The organism is Saccharospirillaceae bacterium, from assembly GCA_022448365.1.
Classification (GTDB): Bacteria; Pseudomonadota; Gammaproteobacteria; order Pseudomonadales; family Oceanobacteraceae; genus Bacterioplanoides.
In genome coordinates this window covers 134,168-150,827 of sequence record JAKVCS010000004.1, presented here as the reverse complement: position 1 = coordinate 150,827, position 16,660 = coordinate 134,168, and the positions used below count along the sequence as shown (strand labels likewise).

The 16,660-nt window shown below is 49.9% G+C and carries 16 protein-coding genes, 1 tRNA gene and 1 pseudogene; 9 read left to right on the top strand and 9 right to left on the bottom strand.

Going from position 1 to position 16,660, the window contains the following annotated elements; all coding sequences use genetic code 11:
• The first annotated feature begins 71 nt into the window (after nt 1–71).
• From MK185_11860 to MK185_11845, 4 genes are all read left to right on the top strand, one after another.
• On the top strand, nt 72–2,483 hold the full coding sequence (locus MK185_11860) for an EAL domain-containing protein (protein ID MCH2041319.1): 2,412 nt from the start codon (nt 72–74) through the stop codon (nt 2,481–2,483).
• 72 nt (nt 2,484–2,555) lie between these two features.
• The gene (gene mutY, locus MK185_11855) at nt 2,556–3,602 is read left to right on the top strand and encodes an A/G-specific adenine glycosylase (GenBank protein MCH2041318.1); all 1,047 of its coding nucleotides are present in this window, start codon (nt 2,556–2,558) and stop codon (nt 3,600–3,602) included.
• A 12-nt stretch (nt 3,603–3,614) separates the two neighbouring features.
• On the top strand, nt 3,615–3,893 hold the full coding sequence (locus MK185_11850) for an oxidative damage protection protein (GenBank protein ID MCH2041317.1): 279 nt from the start codon (nt 3,615–3,617) through the stop codon (nt 3,891–3,893).
• An 84-nt stretch (nt 3,894–3,977) separates the two neighbouring features.
• Nucleotides 3,978–4,053, top strand: a tRNA-Phe gene (locus tag MK185_11845).
• A 69-nt stretch (nt 4,054–4,122) separates the two neighbouring features.
• Here MK185_11845 and MK185_11840 read toward each other — a convergent pair.
• The 3 genes from MK185_11840 to MK185_11830 all read right to left on the bottom strand — a co-directional run bounded on the left by MK185_11840 (nt 4,123) and on the right by MK185_11830 (nt 7,398).
• Nucleotides 4,123–4,290, bottom strand: coding sequence for a hypothetical protein (locus MK185_11840; protein ID MCH2041316.1), 168 nt, complete (start codon nt 4,288–4,290; stop codon nt 4,123–4,125).
• A 192-nt stretch (nt 4,291–4,482) separates the two neighbouring features.
• On the bottom strand, nt 4,483–5,355 hold the full coding sequence (locus tag MK185_11835; protein MCH2041315.1) for an alpha/beta hydrolase: 873 nt from the start codon (nt 5,353–5,355) through the stop codon (nt 4,483–4,485).
• Nucleotides 5,356–5,391: 36 nt separating this feature from the next.
• Nucleotides 5,392–7,398 carry an ATP-dependent DNA helicase gene (locus MK185_11830; protein ID MCH2041314.1) on the bottom strand — a complete coding sequence of 669 codons (2,007 nt, stop codon included), beginning with the start codon at nt 7,396–7,398 and terminating at the stop codon, nt 5,392–5,394.
• Nucleotides 7,399–7,587: 189 nt separating this feature from the next.
• Between MK185_11830 and MK185_11825 the strand changes: the two genes are divergently transcribed.
• Nucleotides 7,588–8,520: a hypothetical protein gene (locus MK185_11825; GenBank protein MCH2041313.1), complete on the top strand. Its 933-nt coding sequence runs from the start codon at nt 7,588–7,590 to the stop codon at nt 8,518–8,520.
• Between the two features lie 47 nt (nt 8,521–8,567).
• Here MK185_11825 and MK185_11820 read toward each other — a convergent pair whose 3' ends face one another.
• From MK185_11820 to pyrE, 4 genes are all read right to left on the bottom strand, one after another.
• The gene (locus tag MK185_11820) at nt 8,568–9,104 is read right to left on the bottom strand and encodes an SPOR domain-containing protein (GenBank protein ID MCH2041312.1); all 537 of its coding nucleotides are present in this window, start codon (nt 9,102–9,104) and stop codon (nt 8,568–8,570) included.
• Nucleotides 9,105–9,225: 121 nt separating this feature from the next.
• Nucleotides 9,226–10,911 carry an arginine--tRNA ligase gene (gene argS, locus MK185_11815; GenBank protein ID MCH2041311.1) on the bottom strand — a complete coding sequence of 562 codons (1,686 nt, stop codon included), beginning with the start codon at nt 10,909–10,911 and terminating at the stop codon, nt 9,226–9,228.
• A gap of 177 nt (nt 10,912–11,088) precedes the next feature.
• Nucleotides 11,089–11,760, bottom strand: a complete 672-nt coding sequence (locus MK185_11810) for a hypothetical protein (GenBank protein MCH2041310.1) — start codon at nt 11,758–11,760, stop codon at nt 11,089–11,091.
• A 3-nt stretch (nt 11,761–11,763) separates the two neighbouring features.
• A complete protein-coding gene (pyrE, locus tag MK185_11805) occupies nt 11,764–12,408 on the bottom strand; it encodes an orotate phosphoribosyltransferase (GenBank protein ID MCH2041309.1) in 645 nt (214 codons plus the stop codon).
• A gap of 71 nt (nt 12,409–12,479) precedes the next feature.
• Here pyrE and MK185_11800 point away from each other — a divergent pair, with 71 nt between their 5' ends.
• Complete coding sequence (locus MK185_11800) at nt 12,480–13,253, top strand: exodeoxyribonuclease III (GenBank protein ID MCH2041308.1); 774 nt, start codon at nt 12,480–12,482, stop codon at nt 13,251–13,253.
• A gap of 117 nt (nt 13,254–13,370) precedes the next feature.
• Here the strand turns inward: MK185_11800 and rph are convergent, their stop codons facing one another.
• A complete protein-coding gene (gene rph / locus MK185_11795; protein ID MCH2041307.1) occupies nt 13,371–14,087 on the bottom strand; it encodes a ribonuclease PH in 717 nt (238 codons plus the stop codon).
• Nucleotides 14,088–14,254: 167 nt separating this feature from the next.
• Here rph and MK185_11790 point away from each other — a divergent pair, with 167 nt between their 5' ends.
• From MK185_11790 to MK185_11780, 3 genes are all read left to right on the top strand, one after another.
• Nucleotides 14,255–15,133 (top strand): YicC family protein, encoded by an 879-nt coding sequence (locus tag MK185_11790; GenBank protein MCH2041306.1) that lies wholly within the window; start codon nt 14,255–14,257, stop codon nt 15,131–15,133.
• Between the two features lie 105 nt (nt 15,134–15,238).
• The gene (locus MK185_11785; GenBank protein ID MCH2041305.1) at nt 15,239–15,958 is read left to right on the top strand and encodes an AzlC family ABC transporter permease; all 720 of its coding nucleotides are present in this window, start codon (nt 15,239–15,241) and stop codon (nt 15,956–15,958) included.
• Nucleotides 15,955–16,281, top strand: a complete 327-nt coding sequence (locus MK185_11780) for an AzlD domain-containing protein (protein ID MCH2041304.1) — start codon at nt 15,955–15,957, stop codon at nt 16,279–16,281. The genes MK185_11785 and MK185_11780 overlap by 4 nt, the downstream gene beginning before the upstream one ends.
• Before the next feature lie 19 nt (nt 16,282–16,300).
• Here the strand turns inward: MK185_11780 and MK185_11775 are convergent.
• Nucleotides 16,301–16,598: pseudogene (locus MK185_11775) on the bottom strand (helix-turn-helix domain-containing protein).
• Nucleotides 16,599–16,660: the final 62 nt, after the last annotated feature.

Below are 16,660 nucleotides of genomic sequence, written 5' to 3'. Positions count from 1 at the left end.
TTCGGTAATAGGTGCAGGGAGCGCATTAGCACCCATAATGCATAACACCATGGACATGAGTTGTAGGTTACATGCGGGCACTTCAGACACAGTCACTCAGACGCAAGTTGGTTATTATTTCATTGATAACAACCGGCCTGACCCTGCTGTTATCCAATCTGGCATACATGTCATTAGAATATTACCTCAGCCGCCAGGATACTCAGAACAAGTTATCCGTTCTCGGTGAGGTGATTGCCAATCGCGCCACAACAGCACTGACCTTCAACGATTTTGACCTGCTGAAAACCAATCTCGATACACTCAAAGCCGACAGTAACGTCGTGCGTGGCTGTATCTACGATGAATATCAAAAACTGGCTGCGCAATACACCAGTAATTCAGATATCAACAGCTGTCCGACCATACTGGCGCAGTTACAGGCCGCTAAAAATAACAACTTCAGTCAGTACTTTATTATCCGGCTTGACCAACAACATATAGGCACTCTCTATATAGAAAACAGTCGTGATGACTTATTGCAGCGCTTCAACCAGTTTCTGGTTTTTTCTTTACTGATTCTTGCCGTGGCGGTCGTGCTTGCGGTCTTCCTGGCGAATCAGCTGCAAGACGTGGTGGTCCGGCCAATGCGGGAACTCAGCAATACGCTGCAGAGCATTATGAGCAACAAGGACTATTCCATTCGTGCTGCAAAAGAAAACAACGATGAACTGGGCGACCTGGTTGATCTGTTTAATGGCCTGCTGGGTACGATCGAAGAAGAAAACAGCTCACTGAAAACCAGTGAGGAGCGCTTCCGGAAATTAACCGCCTTGTCACCTGTAGGTATTTTTCAGGTAGATACCAATCAAAAACTGCAGTACGTCAACCAACGCTGGCGAGACATTCATGGCCTGCTGAAAGATGACCCCACCCTGCAGGAGTGGTTCGAACTGGTGCATCCAGCAGACCTTATATTGGTGCAACAAGCCTGGAATCGCCTGGTCTGTGATCAGGAAAGTATTGCGCTGGAACTTCGCCTTGCAACCCGCGAAGGCGGTCATACCTGGATTCATCTGTTGGCCGGCGCCCTGCACGACCGCAATGGCGGATTATTAGGATACCTTGGAGCCATCTCCGATATCTCGGAGCTGAAAGCGGCGCAGATTCAGATGGAAAATCTGGCTTTTTACGACCCGCTTACCGGACTGGCCAACCGCCGACTGTTCAAGAATCGCCTTGAGAAAGCAGTAAAAAGTGTGATGCGCTCCGGTAGCTCGATGGCACTGATGTTTCTCGATATGGATCAGTTCAAGCGCATCAACGATACCTTAGGCCATGATGCCGGCGATATTCTCCTGAAAGAAGTCGCCGCCCGGCTGAACGCCACCGTTCGCGAAAATGATACCGTGTCGCGCATTGGTGGCGACGAGTTCACGATTCTGCTCACGGATGTTCATCAGACAGCAGACGTCCTCATTGTTGCAGAAAAACTGCTGCACGCGCTGGCAAAGCCTATCCGCATCAAAGGTCAGGACATTGTCACTACGGTCAGTATTGGCATAACCATGACGCCAGAGGACTCCAGCAACGTAAATACCCTGATGAAAAACGCTGACCTGGCGATGTATCGTGCCAAGGAACTTGGTCGCAACAACTTCCAGTTCTTCTCTGAAGATATGAACCATTCCATCCTTGAACACCTGGCCATGGAAAAAGAGCTGAAAGACGCCATTCAGCGCGACCAGTTTACACTCATGTTTCAGCCTAAAGTCAGCCTGTTTGATTACAGCGTAACCGGCGTCGAAACTCTGATTCGCTGGGTCCATCCGGAAAAAGGCATGGTAACCCCCGACCGGTTTATTCCGGTCGCGGAGGAAACCGGTCAGATTCTGGCAATCGGAAGTTGGGTACTGGAGCAGAGCTGTCGTCAGATCAGTACACTGATACGCACCGGTATATTACCGGAAACCGCTAAGGTTGCCGTAAACCTGTCAGCCAAGCAGTTTGCAGACCCACACCTGGTGAAACAGATCCGCAATGTCATTGAAGTAAGCCAGATTCCGGCTCAATGCCTGGAGCTTGAGATCACCGAAAGTACACTGATGGATGATGTCGAAAGCGCCATCCACACCATGCAGGAAATCAAAAAAACCGGCGTATCAATTGCGATTGATGACTTTGGCACCGGTTATTCATCGCTGGCCTACATCAAGCGTTTTCCAATCGACGTACTAAAAGTCGATCGCTCCTTTGTTATGGATATTCCTGAAGACCAGAACGATATGGCAATCACAGCAGCAGTCATCGCAATGGCTCACAAGCTCAGTCTGGAAGTGGTTGCCGAGGGTGTAGAAACACAGGAGCAGCTGCACTTCCTGCGTCGTAATAATTGCGACGAGGGACAGGGCTATCTGTTCAGCAGGCCATTATCACTCGGCCAGCTGCATCAGTTCCTGCATGAAAACGAACGCCAGCGACAAGCCAATCACTCCGAAGTCTGATCATTACGGCTATTAGTCCGAACGCCACACTCAGGTATACTGCGGCGGATAAAAAGCAGTGATAAAAAACAGATGAGTGAGCAGTTCCAATTCAGCGACGTGGTACTTGCCTGGTACCACAAACACGGCCGCAAACACCTGCCGTGGCAGCAGAGCATCAACCCATATCGGGTCTGGGTGTCTGAGATTATGCTGCAACAAACCCAGGTCGCCACAGTAATTCCCTACTTTGAACGATTTATGCAACGCTTTCCGGATGTCCTCAGTCTGGCAAAGGCTGAACAGGACGAAGTGCTGCACCTTTGGACCGGACTGGGCTACTACGCCCGCGGCCGTAATCTGCACGCCTGCGCCCAGCGCGTCGTGCAACATTACAATGGCGAATTCCCACAATCCGTCGAGCAACTGACGGAGCTGCCCGGTATCGGCCGCTCTACCGCAGGTGCCATTGCGTCAATTAGCATGGGCATCCGTGCTCCGATTCTGGATGGCAACGTCAAGCGGGTACTAACCCGTTTTTACGCCGTGGAGGGCTGGCCAGGAACCACCGCTGTGCAAAAACAGCTGTGGGATGTGGCAGAACAGCTCACCCCTGCTCACAGTCACCGTGAATACACACAGACCATGATGGATCTGGGAGCAACCCTGTGTACCCGCAGTAAACCAGCCTGCGGCATCTGCCCGTTGCAGCCACAATGCGAAGGCTACAAGACCGGTAAACCGACTCAGTTCCCCAATTCAAAACCCAAAAAAGAAAAACCGGAAAAGCACACCATTCTGCTAATGATCGAAAAACCAGACGGCGAACTGTATCTGCAACAGCGGCCGCAATCCGGCATCTGGGGTGGCTTGTGGAGCTTTCCGGAAGTCAGCAGTGAAGCCGAGGCTCATAGCTGGTTAAAGCAACACCTGGGCTGTGAAGGACAGGCTGAATGGTTGGATAACTTTCGTCATACCTTCAGCCATTACCATCTTCAGATTCAGCCGCTGAAATTTTCATTACCAACCTCGCCACAGCCAATAGGTGAACACAGCAGCCACTGGTACAATCCCGCTAACCCCAGCGAACTGGGCCTGGCTGCACCGGTTAAAAAACTGCTGCACCTGAGTGAAATCTGACGAGGACCCCTTATGAGTCGCACCGTATTCTGCCAAAAATACCAACAGGAACTGGAGGGGCTGGAGACCATCCCGTTTCCGGGTCCGAAAGGTGAGGAAGTATTTAACAACACGTCGAAGCAAGCGTGGAACGAATGGACCGAGCATCAGACCCGGCTCATTAACGAAAAACACCTTAATATGATGGACATGCAGGCGCGTAAATACATTACCGAACAACGCGATAAGTTCCTAAGTGGTCAGGAGTTTGATCTGGCCGAAGGCTATGTGCCTGAAAATAAAGACAAATAAAGTAAAAACAAGTGTTGACAGCTGGTCAGACAAAGGGTTTAATACGCGCCACTTGAGAGGCAAGCAGCAACGCTTCTCTGAAGTGCCCAGATAGCTCAGTCGGTAGAGCAGGGGATTGAAAATCCCCGTGTCGGTGGTTCGATTCCGCCTCTGGGCACCACTTATTTCATAAAAAAACCGCATCATTGAATGCGGTTTTTTTATGCCTAAAAATTGTCCAGCAATACAGTCAGATAAGCCAAACCAACAAGACCAATACCGTGGCCGCCAGCGCAGCGTACATATGCACATGCAACACTTCGCTTTCGCTGGGTACGTCCTCGGTGTAGCCAACGTCGGAAAAAACGAATTCACGCGAACCAACGGCGTTACGTCGATTTATCAGGTATTTGTTCACTGCCCTGTCCAGAAGAATCTGTTGAACACTTTATGATAGGACGGACTACGCCAGCGCTCCTTGTAGTTATTGCTGCAATTTGTTTCCTGTTTGTAATTATTTGAACCACTTCACAGATAGTGTCTTTCCAAAAAGGAACAACCGAAGGCCAAAATTGCAAAGCGACATCATTCGCTTATAAAAACCAACCTATCACGCAATAAAATGCTTAACGGTATTTATCTGCTCTGCGTCCATAAACATTGGAGCATGACCAACGCCTTCAAACTCGACCAGCGTAACGTTGTCCTGTTCAGCCATACTGATGGCAGTCTGTGCCAATAATAAATCTGACTCCTGACCTCGCACTAACAACACCGCTTGCTGAACCTGAGACCAAATGGGTGATAAATCGATGTCGCCGTTTACGTTGTTAAAGGCCGTCGCAATTGCTGTGTCGTAACGTAATGTCAGTTGGTCACCGGACGCTTGGGTGCCATGTTTTGCCAAATGCTGCCATTGCTCATCCGACAATAAGCCAAACGTTTTAGCAATATGACGCAGATACAGCTCAGCTTCAGTCAGCGAATCGAAGGCTTTTTTTCTGCCAACGTACATAGCGATGCGCAGCAGTGCCTTGTGCGGAATAAAATACCCCACATCGTTTAACACCAGCCGGTCGATAGTGAGTGGCAACTGATCTGCAGGAGTGGCACACAGCATCATTCCAATTAACCCTCCCATGGAAGTGCCAACCCAATCGCATTGTTGTGGTGCATATTCCTGCTGAATAAATCCCAGGAGCTGAGTCATTTGTTGCAGATAAAGCGGGTAGCCATAGTGACCAGAATCATCCATGTAATCACTATCACCGCGCCCCAATACATCGGGACAGATCACAAGCGCATCAATCGCCAACTCGCGGGCCAGAAAATCAAAGTCCCGACTGTTGCGGGTAAGCCCATGAACGCAGATCACCACGCGTTTGGGTTGCTGCGCTATTGGTTGCCATAGCTGATAGACCATTTGCTTTTCCCCTTCCGGGGTCGTGATCATCAGTGAATGTTCGCTATGCAAAACCGCCATGTCTTTTTCCTTAAATACCGGGCCGATTACCTGAGCTTACAGGGTTTTAGTTAACCAGTCTTTGACCTGTGCATAGGGGTACTGCTCCAGCAGCCCCATATTGCCCATTTGGCGGGCTTTCGTTTTGGTTAACCACGGCGCACTGATACCGGTCAGATATCGGGTTAACAAATCCACTGATGGCGCTACAGCAAACTGCTGCTGTATCGCCTGCTGCAACGGCTGACACAATGCCTGCGGCTGATACTGAGATAAATCGGCCAACGCTGTTGCTGGTGGCCAGCTCTGATGCTTACCGATGCACACGGAACAATGACCACAGCCCTGGTGTCCCGCAGCGCTATTAAAGATCTGATCGTTAAAATACTGTGCCAGCGACTGGCTGAGACAGCTTGGCTGCTGCAGCAGCTGCAACATTGCCTGAATCCGCTGAATTTCACTGCGCTCTTTTTCAGCGAAGTGATGGGCAAGCTGTTGCGCCAGCTGTGGTTGATTCAGTTTACTCGCATCGACACGATACACATCGGTCATTTGCTTGCTTTGTAATTCCAGCCAGCCCTGCTCCTGACAATACTCAAGCGCCGCAATCGCTCGACGGCGGGAATCGGCATCACCACTGTGCTTTACCAGCTCATCGGTGTCGAGCGTAATCCAACTGCGTGCTTTTTGACTGGTGCTTAATACCTGCTGCAAAAACTGCTGGCGTTGTGGATCAAACCTGGCCAGCAACTCAGCTTCACTGATATGCAGCTTGTATTTGTATTCAGCAAAATAACTGAATTGTGCGGTTAAGATGCCGCGCATTTCCAGATTCACCAACAGCGTTTTTAATGGCAGTAAACGGATATTACTGAGCGCCGATAGCGGCGTCATTAATACTTCCCAGCGCTGATCATTAAAATGTGTGGTGAGATTATTGCGGATCTGCTGCAGTACAATTTCAATACCAGTCAACTCCGGTGTATCACCGTAAACGAAATTCTCCAACACCTGAAAACCAGAGCTGTCGGCCAACATGATACAATCGGACGCTTTACCATCCCGCCCTGCGCGACCAATTTCCTGGCTGTAATTTTCGATGGATTTTGGTAAGTCATAATGCATAACCTGACGGATATTGCTTTTATCAACGCCCATCCCGAAGGCAATGGTAGCAACAATACAAGGGGTGTCTCCGGCCATAAACTCGCGCTGAATCCGCTCTCGTTCTTCACTGCTTAAGCCTGCGTGATAGGCCTTAACGGCAAACGGTAAATTCGGTGCAAGAAAATCAGCAACTTCGTGAGCCGTTTGCTGCAGCGTGACATAAATAATGGCGCCAAACGACTCTGATTTTTGCGACTGTTTATTGTGAAGATGCTGCAGCCATTGCAGGCATTTATGCTTGCGTTCGGTTTCCGCTGTCGGTTGCACTAACAAGCGTAAATTTGAACGGTAAAAACCAGTGGTGACAACATCCTGCGGCCGAATCTGAAAACGACCACACATATCCTCAATCACTGCTTGAGTGGCCGTTGCAGTTAATAACAGCACCTGCGGAATGTTAAAGTCAGCGCAGTAATCCGGCAGTTTTAGATAATCCGGACGAAAGTTATGGCCCCATTCGGAAATACAATGGGCTTCGTCGACCACCAGCAGAGAGATCGGAATCTGTTCAATAAACTGACGGAAGCGCTCGTTCTTCAGGCGCTCAACGGACACCATCAGAATTTTAATTTTACCACTGCGCACATCAGCCTGAATCTGTTGTGATTCCTCACGGCTCTGGCTGGAATCAATACTGGCGGCCGCAACCCCCTTACGCTTCAGAAACGCCACCTGATCCTGCATCAAAGCTAACAGTGGCGACACCACTAAAGTGAGATTCGGAAGCATTAACGCGGGCAGCTGATAACACAGCGATTTACCGGAACCGGTAGGAAAAATCGCCGCAGCGCTGCGACCCGCCAATAGTGCTTCAACAACTGGCTGCTGGCCGGGACGAAGGCCGTCAAAACCGAAGGTTTGTTGCAGTACTGGCTGCCAGAGAAGAGATGTCGTCATATCGGTAAATGTGATGCTGGTGAATGAGCATCATACCTAAGAGGCGTCACACCTGATAATAAAACTCTTGGTTATAAGGAGAAACACGATAAGGCTGGCCGCCAATACCTTATGTCTTATCATTTTGACTATTAAACGATTCCTTTAATAGTTAAAATGATAAAATACTTAACAAAAAGCGATATGGATATGAAGAAGCTTCTTTTGATATCAACGGTGCTGCTTGCATCATGCAGCAATAAGATGATTCTGTTCTCCGATGACATACAGGGATACACACTTGGACGGAATCAGCTTCCGGACACCTCACAATGCCAGATCATTGATACGGAATTTAGACTCGGCAGGCCTGTTGGCGTGAAAGAGGATATTCGCTGGATCGATCCTTCACGACCAAACTCAAACTTGTACAAGTGCCCACCGAATACATCTGATTGCCGGATGCGAATGGGAAAAATCACCAACTTGGATGAGAGTCAGAGTTATTTATTGGATCACTGCAAAGAAGCAGCAAAATCACAAAAAAATCAGTTTACATCTAAAAAAAACAGCCCAATTACTTCGGCCATAAAAAAATCAAAAGTATCTATTCCTGAGTCTGAAATAGTAAAACCACAAAAGATCGCTGGCGACACCAAACGCGCTCTTGTCATAGACAACCTGATTTCAATTCTGAAGAAAAGATCTGTCATTAAATTCGATAACGAACAGCGGCTATATATGAACTTTAATTTTTTCATGCGCATGCTTGTCGGAGAAGCAGATGTAACAGATATCGAAGGCACTGTGATCACAGGAACCAGAAAGCCAATCAAAGAGTCGTTATACCCTCAGAAGTACCCTTATCAGGTTCAGCAAGTACTGCCGGACATGGTAATTCTCGAATGCGGTCGCTGTAACTTACCCCCAATAGGAGTCAAGAGAGTTAACCAAAGACCATCTCCTATTGAAGGGCAAGTATTCAATGACACCAGAGCAATATACAAATTCATTGGTACGCATCACTACAGAACAATACTGAATGAGCGTCGCCAAGTTGTTTTATTTGAGCGTATATCAATGAAGTCTTTAGACTTACCAAGCAACTATCTTCACGGCGCTATTCCTAAAGAAATGCTGTAAATAAAAACGCCTCGTGAGAGGCGCTTCTTATTTAATGTTATGGCTGTTTACTGAGCCAGTTTAGTCTTGTGGACCAGTGGGCTGATATTATTAGAAACCAGAATGTCCTGCGCTTTATTCAGCTTGGAACGATTGGTAAACGGCCCAACCAGAATACGGTGCCAAACAGTGCCATCGACTTCCTTTTCTTCCCGATAAGCCACCAACCCCTGCAAAATCAAGTCACCGCGTAAGCGCTCAGCATCGTCTTCTGAGCGGAAAGAGCCAGCTTGCAGGCGGTACTCATATTGCGTCGCCGCATCTTTCGGGGTCGATTTGTATTCTTCCACCTCCGGTACTTCTACCGTTTGATTTTCCAGCAGCTTGTAGAATTCATAACTCGGTTTCGGTAACTCTTCAGCGGCTTTTTTCTTTGCCTGCTCAATGCCTAACTGCAGTGCTTTTTTAGCATCACCTTTTACAGCATTGAGTTCATCACCCGTGGGAAGCGTGGATAAGAACAGGATAAATGCCACAAAAGCGACCGCTAGGGTCGGCGTGGTAATCCACACCCACTTTGGGATTTTACTCGCGCCTTCAGACATTTTAATTCCTGTTATTAATTTATGATGGCTGTTTCGTACTGCAAAAGCGTTGGTCGTACACTAGGCGCCAACAAGACGAGGTCAGTAGTAACACCGTATTGTCAGCCACCGCAAGCAAACCTTACATTTCTGTAGGCGCAGAAACACCCAGCAAATCCAGACCGTTTGCGATCACCTGACGTACTGCTTCCGCCAGTGTCAAACGGGCGTTACGAATATCATCGTCTTCTACCAGTGTTTTTTCTGAGTTGTAATAGGTGTGGAACTCAGCCGCCAGTTCTTTCAGGTAGTTAGCAATCTGATGTGGCTCGCGGTTATTCGCCGCGTTTTTAACCACTTCCGGGTAACGGCCCAGTTTTACAATCAAATCTTTTTCGTTATCCAGTGTAAGCGCACTCAGTGACTCGACACCCTGCTCCATCGTCCAGCTCTGACCCGCTTCTGCCAACTTACGGAAAATCGAACATACCCGTGCATGGGCGTATTGGATGTAATAAACCGGATTATCAGACGACTGCGAACGTGCCAGGTCAATATCGAAGGTCAGCTGGCTGTCGGCTTTACGCGCCGCCAGGAAGTAACGGGTGGCGTCACGGCCTACTTCATCAATCAGATCACGCAGTGTCACGTAACTACCAGCACGCTTGGAGATTTTCACCTCCTCGCCGCCACGCATGACAGTTACCATCTGGTGCAGTACGTAGTCTGGCCAGCCTTTTGGAATGCCAGCATCCAAACCCTGCAGACCCGCGCGAACACGGGTGATCGTGCTGTGGTGGTCAGCGCCCTGTTCGTTAATAACCATTTCAAAACCGCGCTGCCACTTGTCCAGGTGGTACGCCACGTCTGGAACGAAGTAGGTATAACCCCCGTCTTTTTTACGCATCACACGGTCTTTGTCGTCACCAAAGTCGGTGGTACGTAACCACAACGCGCCGCCATCTTCGTAGGTGTGACCATTAGCGATCAGCGCCTGAACCGCTTCTTCAACTTTGCCTTCAGAATACAAAGATGACTCCAGGAAGTAGACATCAAAATCCACCGCAAAGGCTTTTAAATCCAGATCTTGCTCTCGACGCAGATAGGCCACGGCAAAGTGGCGAATGGCTTCCAGGTCATCAGCATCTTTGGTGCCGGTGAAGCTCTGGTCTTCGGATATCACGGTGTCACCCGCCATAAAACTGTCTGCCAGATCTTTAATGTAGTCACCACGGTAACCATCTTCTGGCCAGCTGGCGTCGTCTGGTGTTAAGCCTTTACAACGAGCCTGAACAGACAGTGCCAGGTTGTTAATCTGCGCACCGGCATCGTTGTAATAAAACTCACGCGTTACATCCCAGCCATTGGCATCCAACAGGCGACATAAACAGTCACCCACAGCCGCACCACGACCGTGACCAATATGCAGAGGGCCAGTTGGGTTGGCAGAAACAAACTCCACCTGAACCTTACGACCGGCACCCTCATCGGAACGACCGTATTGCTCTTTCTGCTCCAGCACCGCCTTAATCAGACTGTTGGTCGAAGCATCAGACAGATAAAAGTTGATAAAACCCGGACCCGCGATTTCGACTTTTTCCACCAGCTCACTTTCCGGCAGCGCATCAACAATCAGTTGTGCCAGTTCGCGAGGATTTTTCTTTGCGGGTTTGGCCAGCATCATTGCCAGGTTGGTGGCCAGATCGCCGTGTGCTTTATCGCGGGTATTCTCCACATTGATGCGTGGCTCCAGCTCAGCAGGAATCACATCCTGAGACTTCAGGGTGGCAACAACGGTGGATAACAACTCGGCAATTTGCGGTTTCATAGAATCTGGCCTCAGCGGCAAAGTTTGGTCGTGAATTTCGAAATACAGAAAAGCGCGCGATTATCGCAAAAAGGCCGCAGCGGGTGAAGCCGCTGCGGCCTTGTTTTCATCGAATAACGCTATTTTGACAGCCATCAAAGGCGACCGGTGTTTAACCGGCCATACGGTCACGGCTGATCAGAGACTGCCCAGCTCGCGATCGACCTTATTCAGATCAATATCTTCCGTCAGTACACCCGGCTTATAAACCTGCAGAATACGCACCCGCTCATACTGCACCGCGTACTCTTTAGTGCTGTCAATCAGCTCTTGCTGACGACTTTTGATGTTGGCATGGCTCTCACGAATTCGATTCTGTAACTGGGCAATCTCAAGGCGCAGATCCACCGGCACCTCAACACCCCGGCGCTCTATATCGGCAGCGTCTCCTTGCGACTGCTCCAGTTTGATTTCCAGATCAGAGATACGGCGACGTTGCAGCTCGATATAAGATTCGATCTCATCGGCTTTGCGCTTGCGCGCACGCTCAACGTCGCCCGGTTTCGCGTACAACCGCAGCAGATCCATATCCTGCTTGCGCTTGGCCCGGATTCGCTCCAGGCGCTCTTTTTTTGCCTTCTCAATGGCGCGGCGTTCAGCCAGCTCAGCCGCGGTTGGCGCAGGCTTCACCTTTTTGATCACCAGACCCGAACTGTTGAGAACTTCATAACCCAGATGAGAATATTGCGCCGGAACGTGGTCTTTCACCACCACCCGACCATCGATGGTAAAACGATACAACTTGCTTGCATGGCTAACACTTGTAAGCAACAGACAACAAACGGCTGCTGACCAGACAAACAACTTCATAAATTAAACCCCGTATTGATCGCGATATGCACTGACGGCATCCGCGTATTGCTGCAACTCTGGTTTTTCAGACACATAATCCAGCACCTGGTTCAGGCCAACAATGCTGATCACCGGCATACCGAAATCGCGCTCAACTTCCTGAATGGCGGATAATTCACCATTGCCTTTTTCCTGACGGTTCAGCGCAATCAATGCCGCCGCAGGCGTTGCCCCCTCTGCGGCTTGAATCATCGCCATCACTTCACGGATAGCAGTACCCGCCGTGATCACGTCGTCAACAATCAGTACCCGGCCGGTTAATGGCGAACCAACCAGGTTGCCACCTTCACCGTGGGTTTTGGCTTCCTTACGGTTAAACACGTAAGGCATATCTTTATTGTATTGATCCGCAAGAGCTACAGTAATAGTAGTCGCCAACGGAATGCCTTTATAGGCCGGACCGAATACCACGTCGTATTCCACGCCGGAAGCTTCCAGCGCCGCCGCATAAAAGCGACCTAACTTCGCCAGCGCAGAGCCGGTATTAAATAAACCCGCATTAAAAAAGTAGGGGCTGACTCGACCAGATTTGAGGGTGAATTCGCCAAACTTCAGTACGCCTTGCTCGATGGCAAATTCAATAAACTCTTTCTGATACGCTTGCATAGTCAACTCTGGTGATACCTGCTTTGAAAAGTATGCGGTATGATACACGCTTCAATAGTCGGGAACCATGTATGAGGATTATCAGTTTACACCTTGATGGCATTGAGCAGGCCGTAGAAAAAGGTCTGTACGACTGGCTGCAAACCGCCGATGCCGACGTTGTCGCGCTTCAGAACCTGAAGGCCAAAGAATACCAGTTGCCGGATAGCGTGATTTATCCAGACGGTTACAACGCGTATTTCTTTGATGCAGAAGCCGACGGTTACTCGGGTGTCGCCATCCTGACCAAAGACATGCCGAAGGCCATCATGACAGGGCTGGCGTTTCATCAGTGTGACATTCAGGGGCGCTTTATTCAGGCCGACTTCGACCACGTGAGCGTTGGTTCTATCCTGTTCCCGGCGATCGACGAACACAACACACTGGAAGACAAACTGGCATTTCAGCAATCTTTCTTAGACCATCTGAACAAGACCCGACGCAAACGTCGCGACTTTATCTTTTGCGGTAACTTTGAAGCAGCACACAAAACCTTCGACCTGTCCGACTGGCAAGCGCATCAGGAAACACCCGGGTTTTTACCGCAGGAACGCGCCTGGTTTGATCAGATGTTTGGTCCCGCAGGCTATGTGGATGCTTTTCGCGAAGCCAATTTTGGTGAAAACCAATTCAGCTGGTGGCCGGATGAAGAAAGCGCTCGCCGCAACCAGAATGGCTGGCGCAAGGATTACCAGATCTGTACGCCCAACGTGCGCCAGTTCGTTGTCGAAGCCAAGCTGGATACCAACCTGAGGTTTGGTGACCACGCCGCTGTGATGGTCGAATACGAATTCGACGAAGACTAACCGCCAGCCAGCGTCCGGTCTCTGAGAACAACAGCCATAAGAAAGCCGCTGACCGATGCCCTGTTTACACAGAGCACAAGCAGCGGCTTTTTTGTTTCAGCGAAACAGCGGCAGCGATTAGCTCGCCAGCGCTGCCTGCTGAATTTCACACAGCTCAGCAATACCTTTTTTCGCCAGAGCTAACATGCTGGCCAGCTCATCATCCGAGAACGCTTCCTGCTCGGCAGTACCCTGAATCTCAACAAAACCACCTTTAGCCGTCATGATGACGTTCAGATCGGTTTCTGCAACAGAGTCTTCCGGGTAATCCAGATCCAGCACCGGCTGACCTTCGTAAATACCCACAGATACCGCACCCACCATGCTCTTGATCGGGTTTTCTTTGATACGGCCCTGCTCCAGCAGACCGTTAATAGCATCCGCCAGAGCAACACAAGCGCCGGTGATGGACGCAGTACGAGTACCACCGTCGGCCTGAATCACGTCACAATCCAGCTGGATGGTGTGTTCGCCCAGTTTTTCCATATCAACAGCCGCGCGCAGACAGCGACCGATCAAACGACTGATTTCAACCGTACGACCACCCTGCTTACCTTTAGCGGCTTCACGAATCATGCGTGAACCGGTAGAACGCGGCAGCATACCGTATTCGGCGGTTACCCAGCCTCGGCCTTCTCCACGCATAAAACGTGGGACACCGTTATCCACACTGGCAGTACAAATTACTTTGGTGTCGCCAAACTCCACCAGCACCGAACCCTCGGCGTGCTTGGTAAAATTGCGGGTAATTTTAACGTCACGTAGCTGATCCAGCGCGCGGCCACTTGGTCTCATAGAGATAAGTCCTTCCGTTTTCTTAAATACAATCAAATAAAGGCGGCAGTATACTCCCCGCATCAGCCGATAGATAGCAAGCCGATGACGCATAGCGGGCGGAGGTGACACGCCGTACAATACGGCCAACTATTTATTCAACAATCAATTACTTTCGGGATTTATCTATGAGCAACGCCGCCGTGGTTTACAGCATGACCGCCTTCGCCCGTAACTCCAGTGAATGTGAGCATGGCCGTTTTACCTGGGAGATCCGCTCCGTTAACCACCGCTATCTGGAGCCCCATTTCCGGTTACCTGAGGCGTTTCGTGATCTCGAACCCCACCTGCGTGAGCGTCTGAAAAAACAACTGGGACGCGGTAAGATCGAATGTGCACTACGCTTTCAGCCAATACAGGGCAATGCTCAGTTAAGCGTTAACAGCGAACTGGTGGAACAGCTGAATCATGCGGCCGATCAGGTGCATGCCATTATTGGTCCTGGCAATGCCTTAGATGCCCTGCAGGTGCTGCAATGGCCAGGTGTGCTAGCCAGCGAAGAAGTGGATGGCAAAGCATTACAGGCAGCGGCGCTGCAAGCGTTTGATGCCAGCCTGGCGACATTAAAAGATACCCGCGGCCGTGAAGGGGCTGATCTGGCTGAAATGATTACCAGCCGTCTGGATAAAATGAACGACATCGTTGCCATCGTAGCCGAACAGATGCCAGAAGCATTAGCGGCCCAGCGTCAGCAGCTGCAAACCAAGCTGGATGAGCTGAGTGGCAATCTGGACAACGACCGGCTGGAACAGGAAATGGTGATGCTGGCACAAAAAGCCGACGTCGCTGAAGAACTGGACCGGTTAAACACCCACATCAACGAAGTGAAGCGCATTTTAACCAGCCGTGAACCCATTGGCCGTCGTCTCGACTTTATGATGCAGGAGCTGAATCGTGAGGCGAATACCCTGTCGTCAAAATCGCTGACAGCACTGATCACCCAGCACGCGGTGGACTTAAAAGTTCTGATCGAACAGATGCGTGAACAGGTACAAAACATCGAATAACCAACTGTTACAATATAAGGGCCTGAATCAACTCTGGCCCACTTGCCCTCTGACCATCTGGACAACTAATATCCTGCTCCTGGTTATTACCCTGATACACTGCCCATGTTCTCTTTTCTGTCTCCGTTAAATGCACTGGTAGTAAGATCATCGCTGCCGGTGATGTTTGGTTATTTACCGTTAGGCGCTGCTTTTGGCGTGTTATTCAGTGAGCTGGGGTATCACTGGCTGTATGCCACCGCCATGAGCGTTTTTATTTTTGCCGGTGCCGCTCAGTTTCTGGTGGTGGGTTTACTGGCCAACCAGGCTTCGCTGACCGAGATGGCGGTTGCCATTTTGCTGCTGAATTCGCGTCATATCTTCTATGGCTTATCGGTCATGAGTCATGTGAAGAGCACCGGCTGGCGCCGTCTTTATCAGATCTTCGGTCTGACTGATGAAACCTTTTCTCTGATCACATCCACGGCCTTACCTAAAGGCATCGATGCGGCTCAGTTTCAGATAAGAATAACGGCGGTAAATCAGTGTTACTGGATTATCGGATCAACTCTGGGTGCCTGGCTCGGCAGCCAGCTGGCATTTTCTACCGACGGCATCGCCTTTGTGTTACCGGCGTTATTTATGGTGTTAACCATCGAGCAGTTTAAGCACCTGAAAGATGTTCGTCCGTTTCTGGTGGCACTGCTGATTGGTGTTGGCACTCTGGTGTTGATCAGTCGCGAACACATGTTGCTGATCGCTATTCTGCTCAGCCTCAGCGTATTAATGATGCAATACGCTGCGCGTGCCCGGTCCGGCTCCGCCCGCGTGGAGGTGGAATCATGAACGAATTCTGGTATCTCACCAGCGTGATTGCTGTGTTAGCTGGCGTGACCTTCTTCACCCGGGTGTTGCCCTTTGTGTTGCTGTATAAAGTGGCCGACCATCCACTCCTGACTCATTTGGGCCGCTTTTTACCCGCCATGGTGATGGTGTTATTGGTGGTGTATTCGTTTAAAAACGACGCGGCTATTTCGCTGGAATTCGCCCCAGAGGTGGGTTGCTTATTGTTGGTTGCCGCGTTGCATCTGGCGTTCCGCCAATCGCTGTTAAGCATTGTTGGCGGTACGGCGGTTTATATGGTGTTGGTGCAGATGGGGTTGGGTTAAATGAGAGAAGGTGAGAAGCTTAGAACCTATCCTTTAACACCTCTTCAATCGATGTTGGCATACGTTCTTGCGATATCCCCCCCTGCCTGCGTTAGTTCAAACAATCGCTTCAGATCATCTAGCGACTGCCATAACAGCAGCAACTGGAGAGAAGAAATTTGCCCGGTCAGCTCGAACTTTTTAATGGTTGCAGCAGGAACGCTACTGCGCTGTACCAGCGCTTCCCGAGATAACTTCTCAGCTTCACGCAAACCGCGCAAATGGCTGGCAAAAGCACGCTGAACATCAGTGTCATCGAGTAGTAAGAGTTTATTCATCAGACATCCAAAATGGATACAGTAATATCAACTGTAGAGAATATATAGGCATTATGGATACA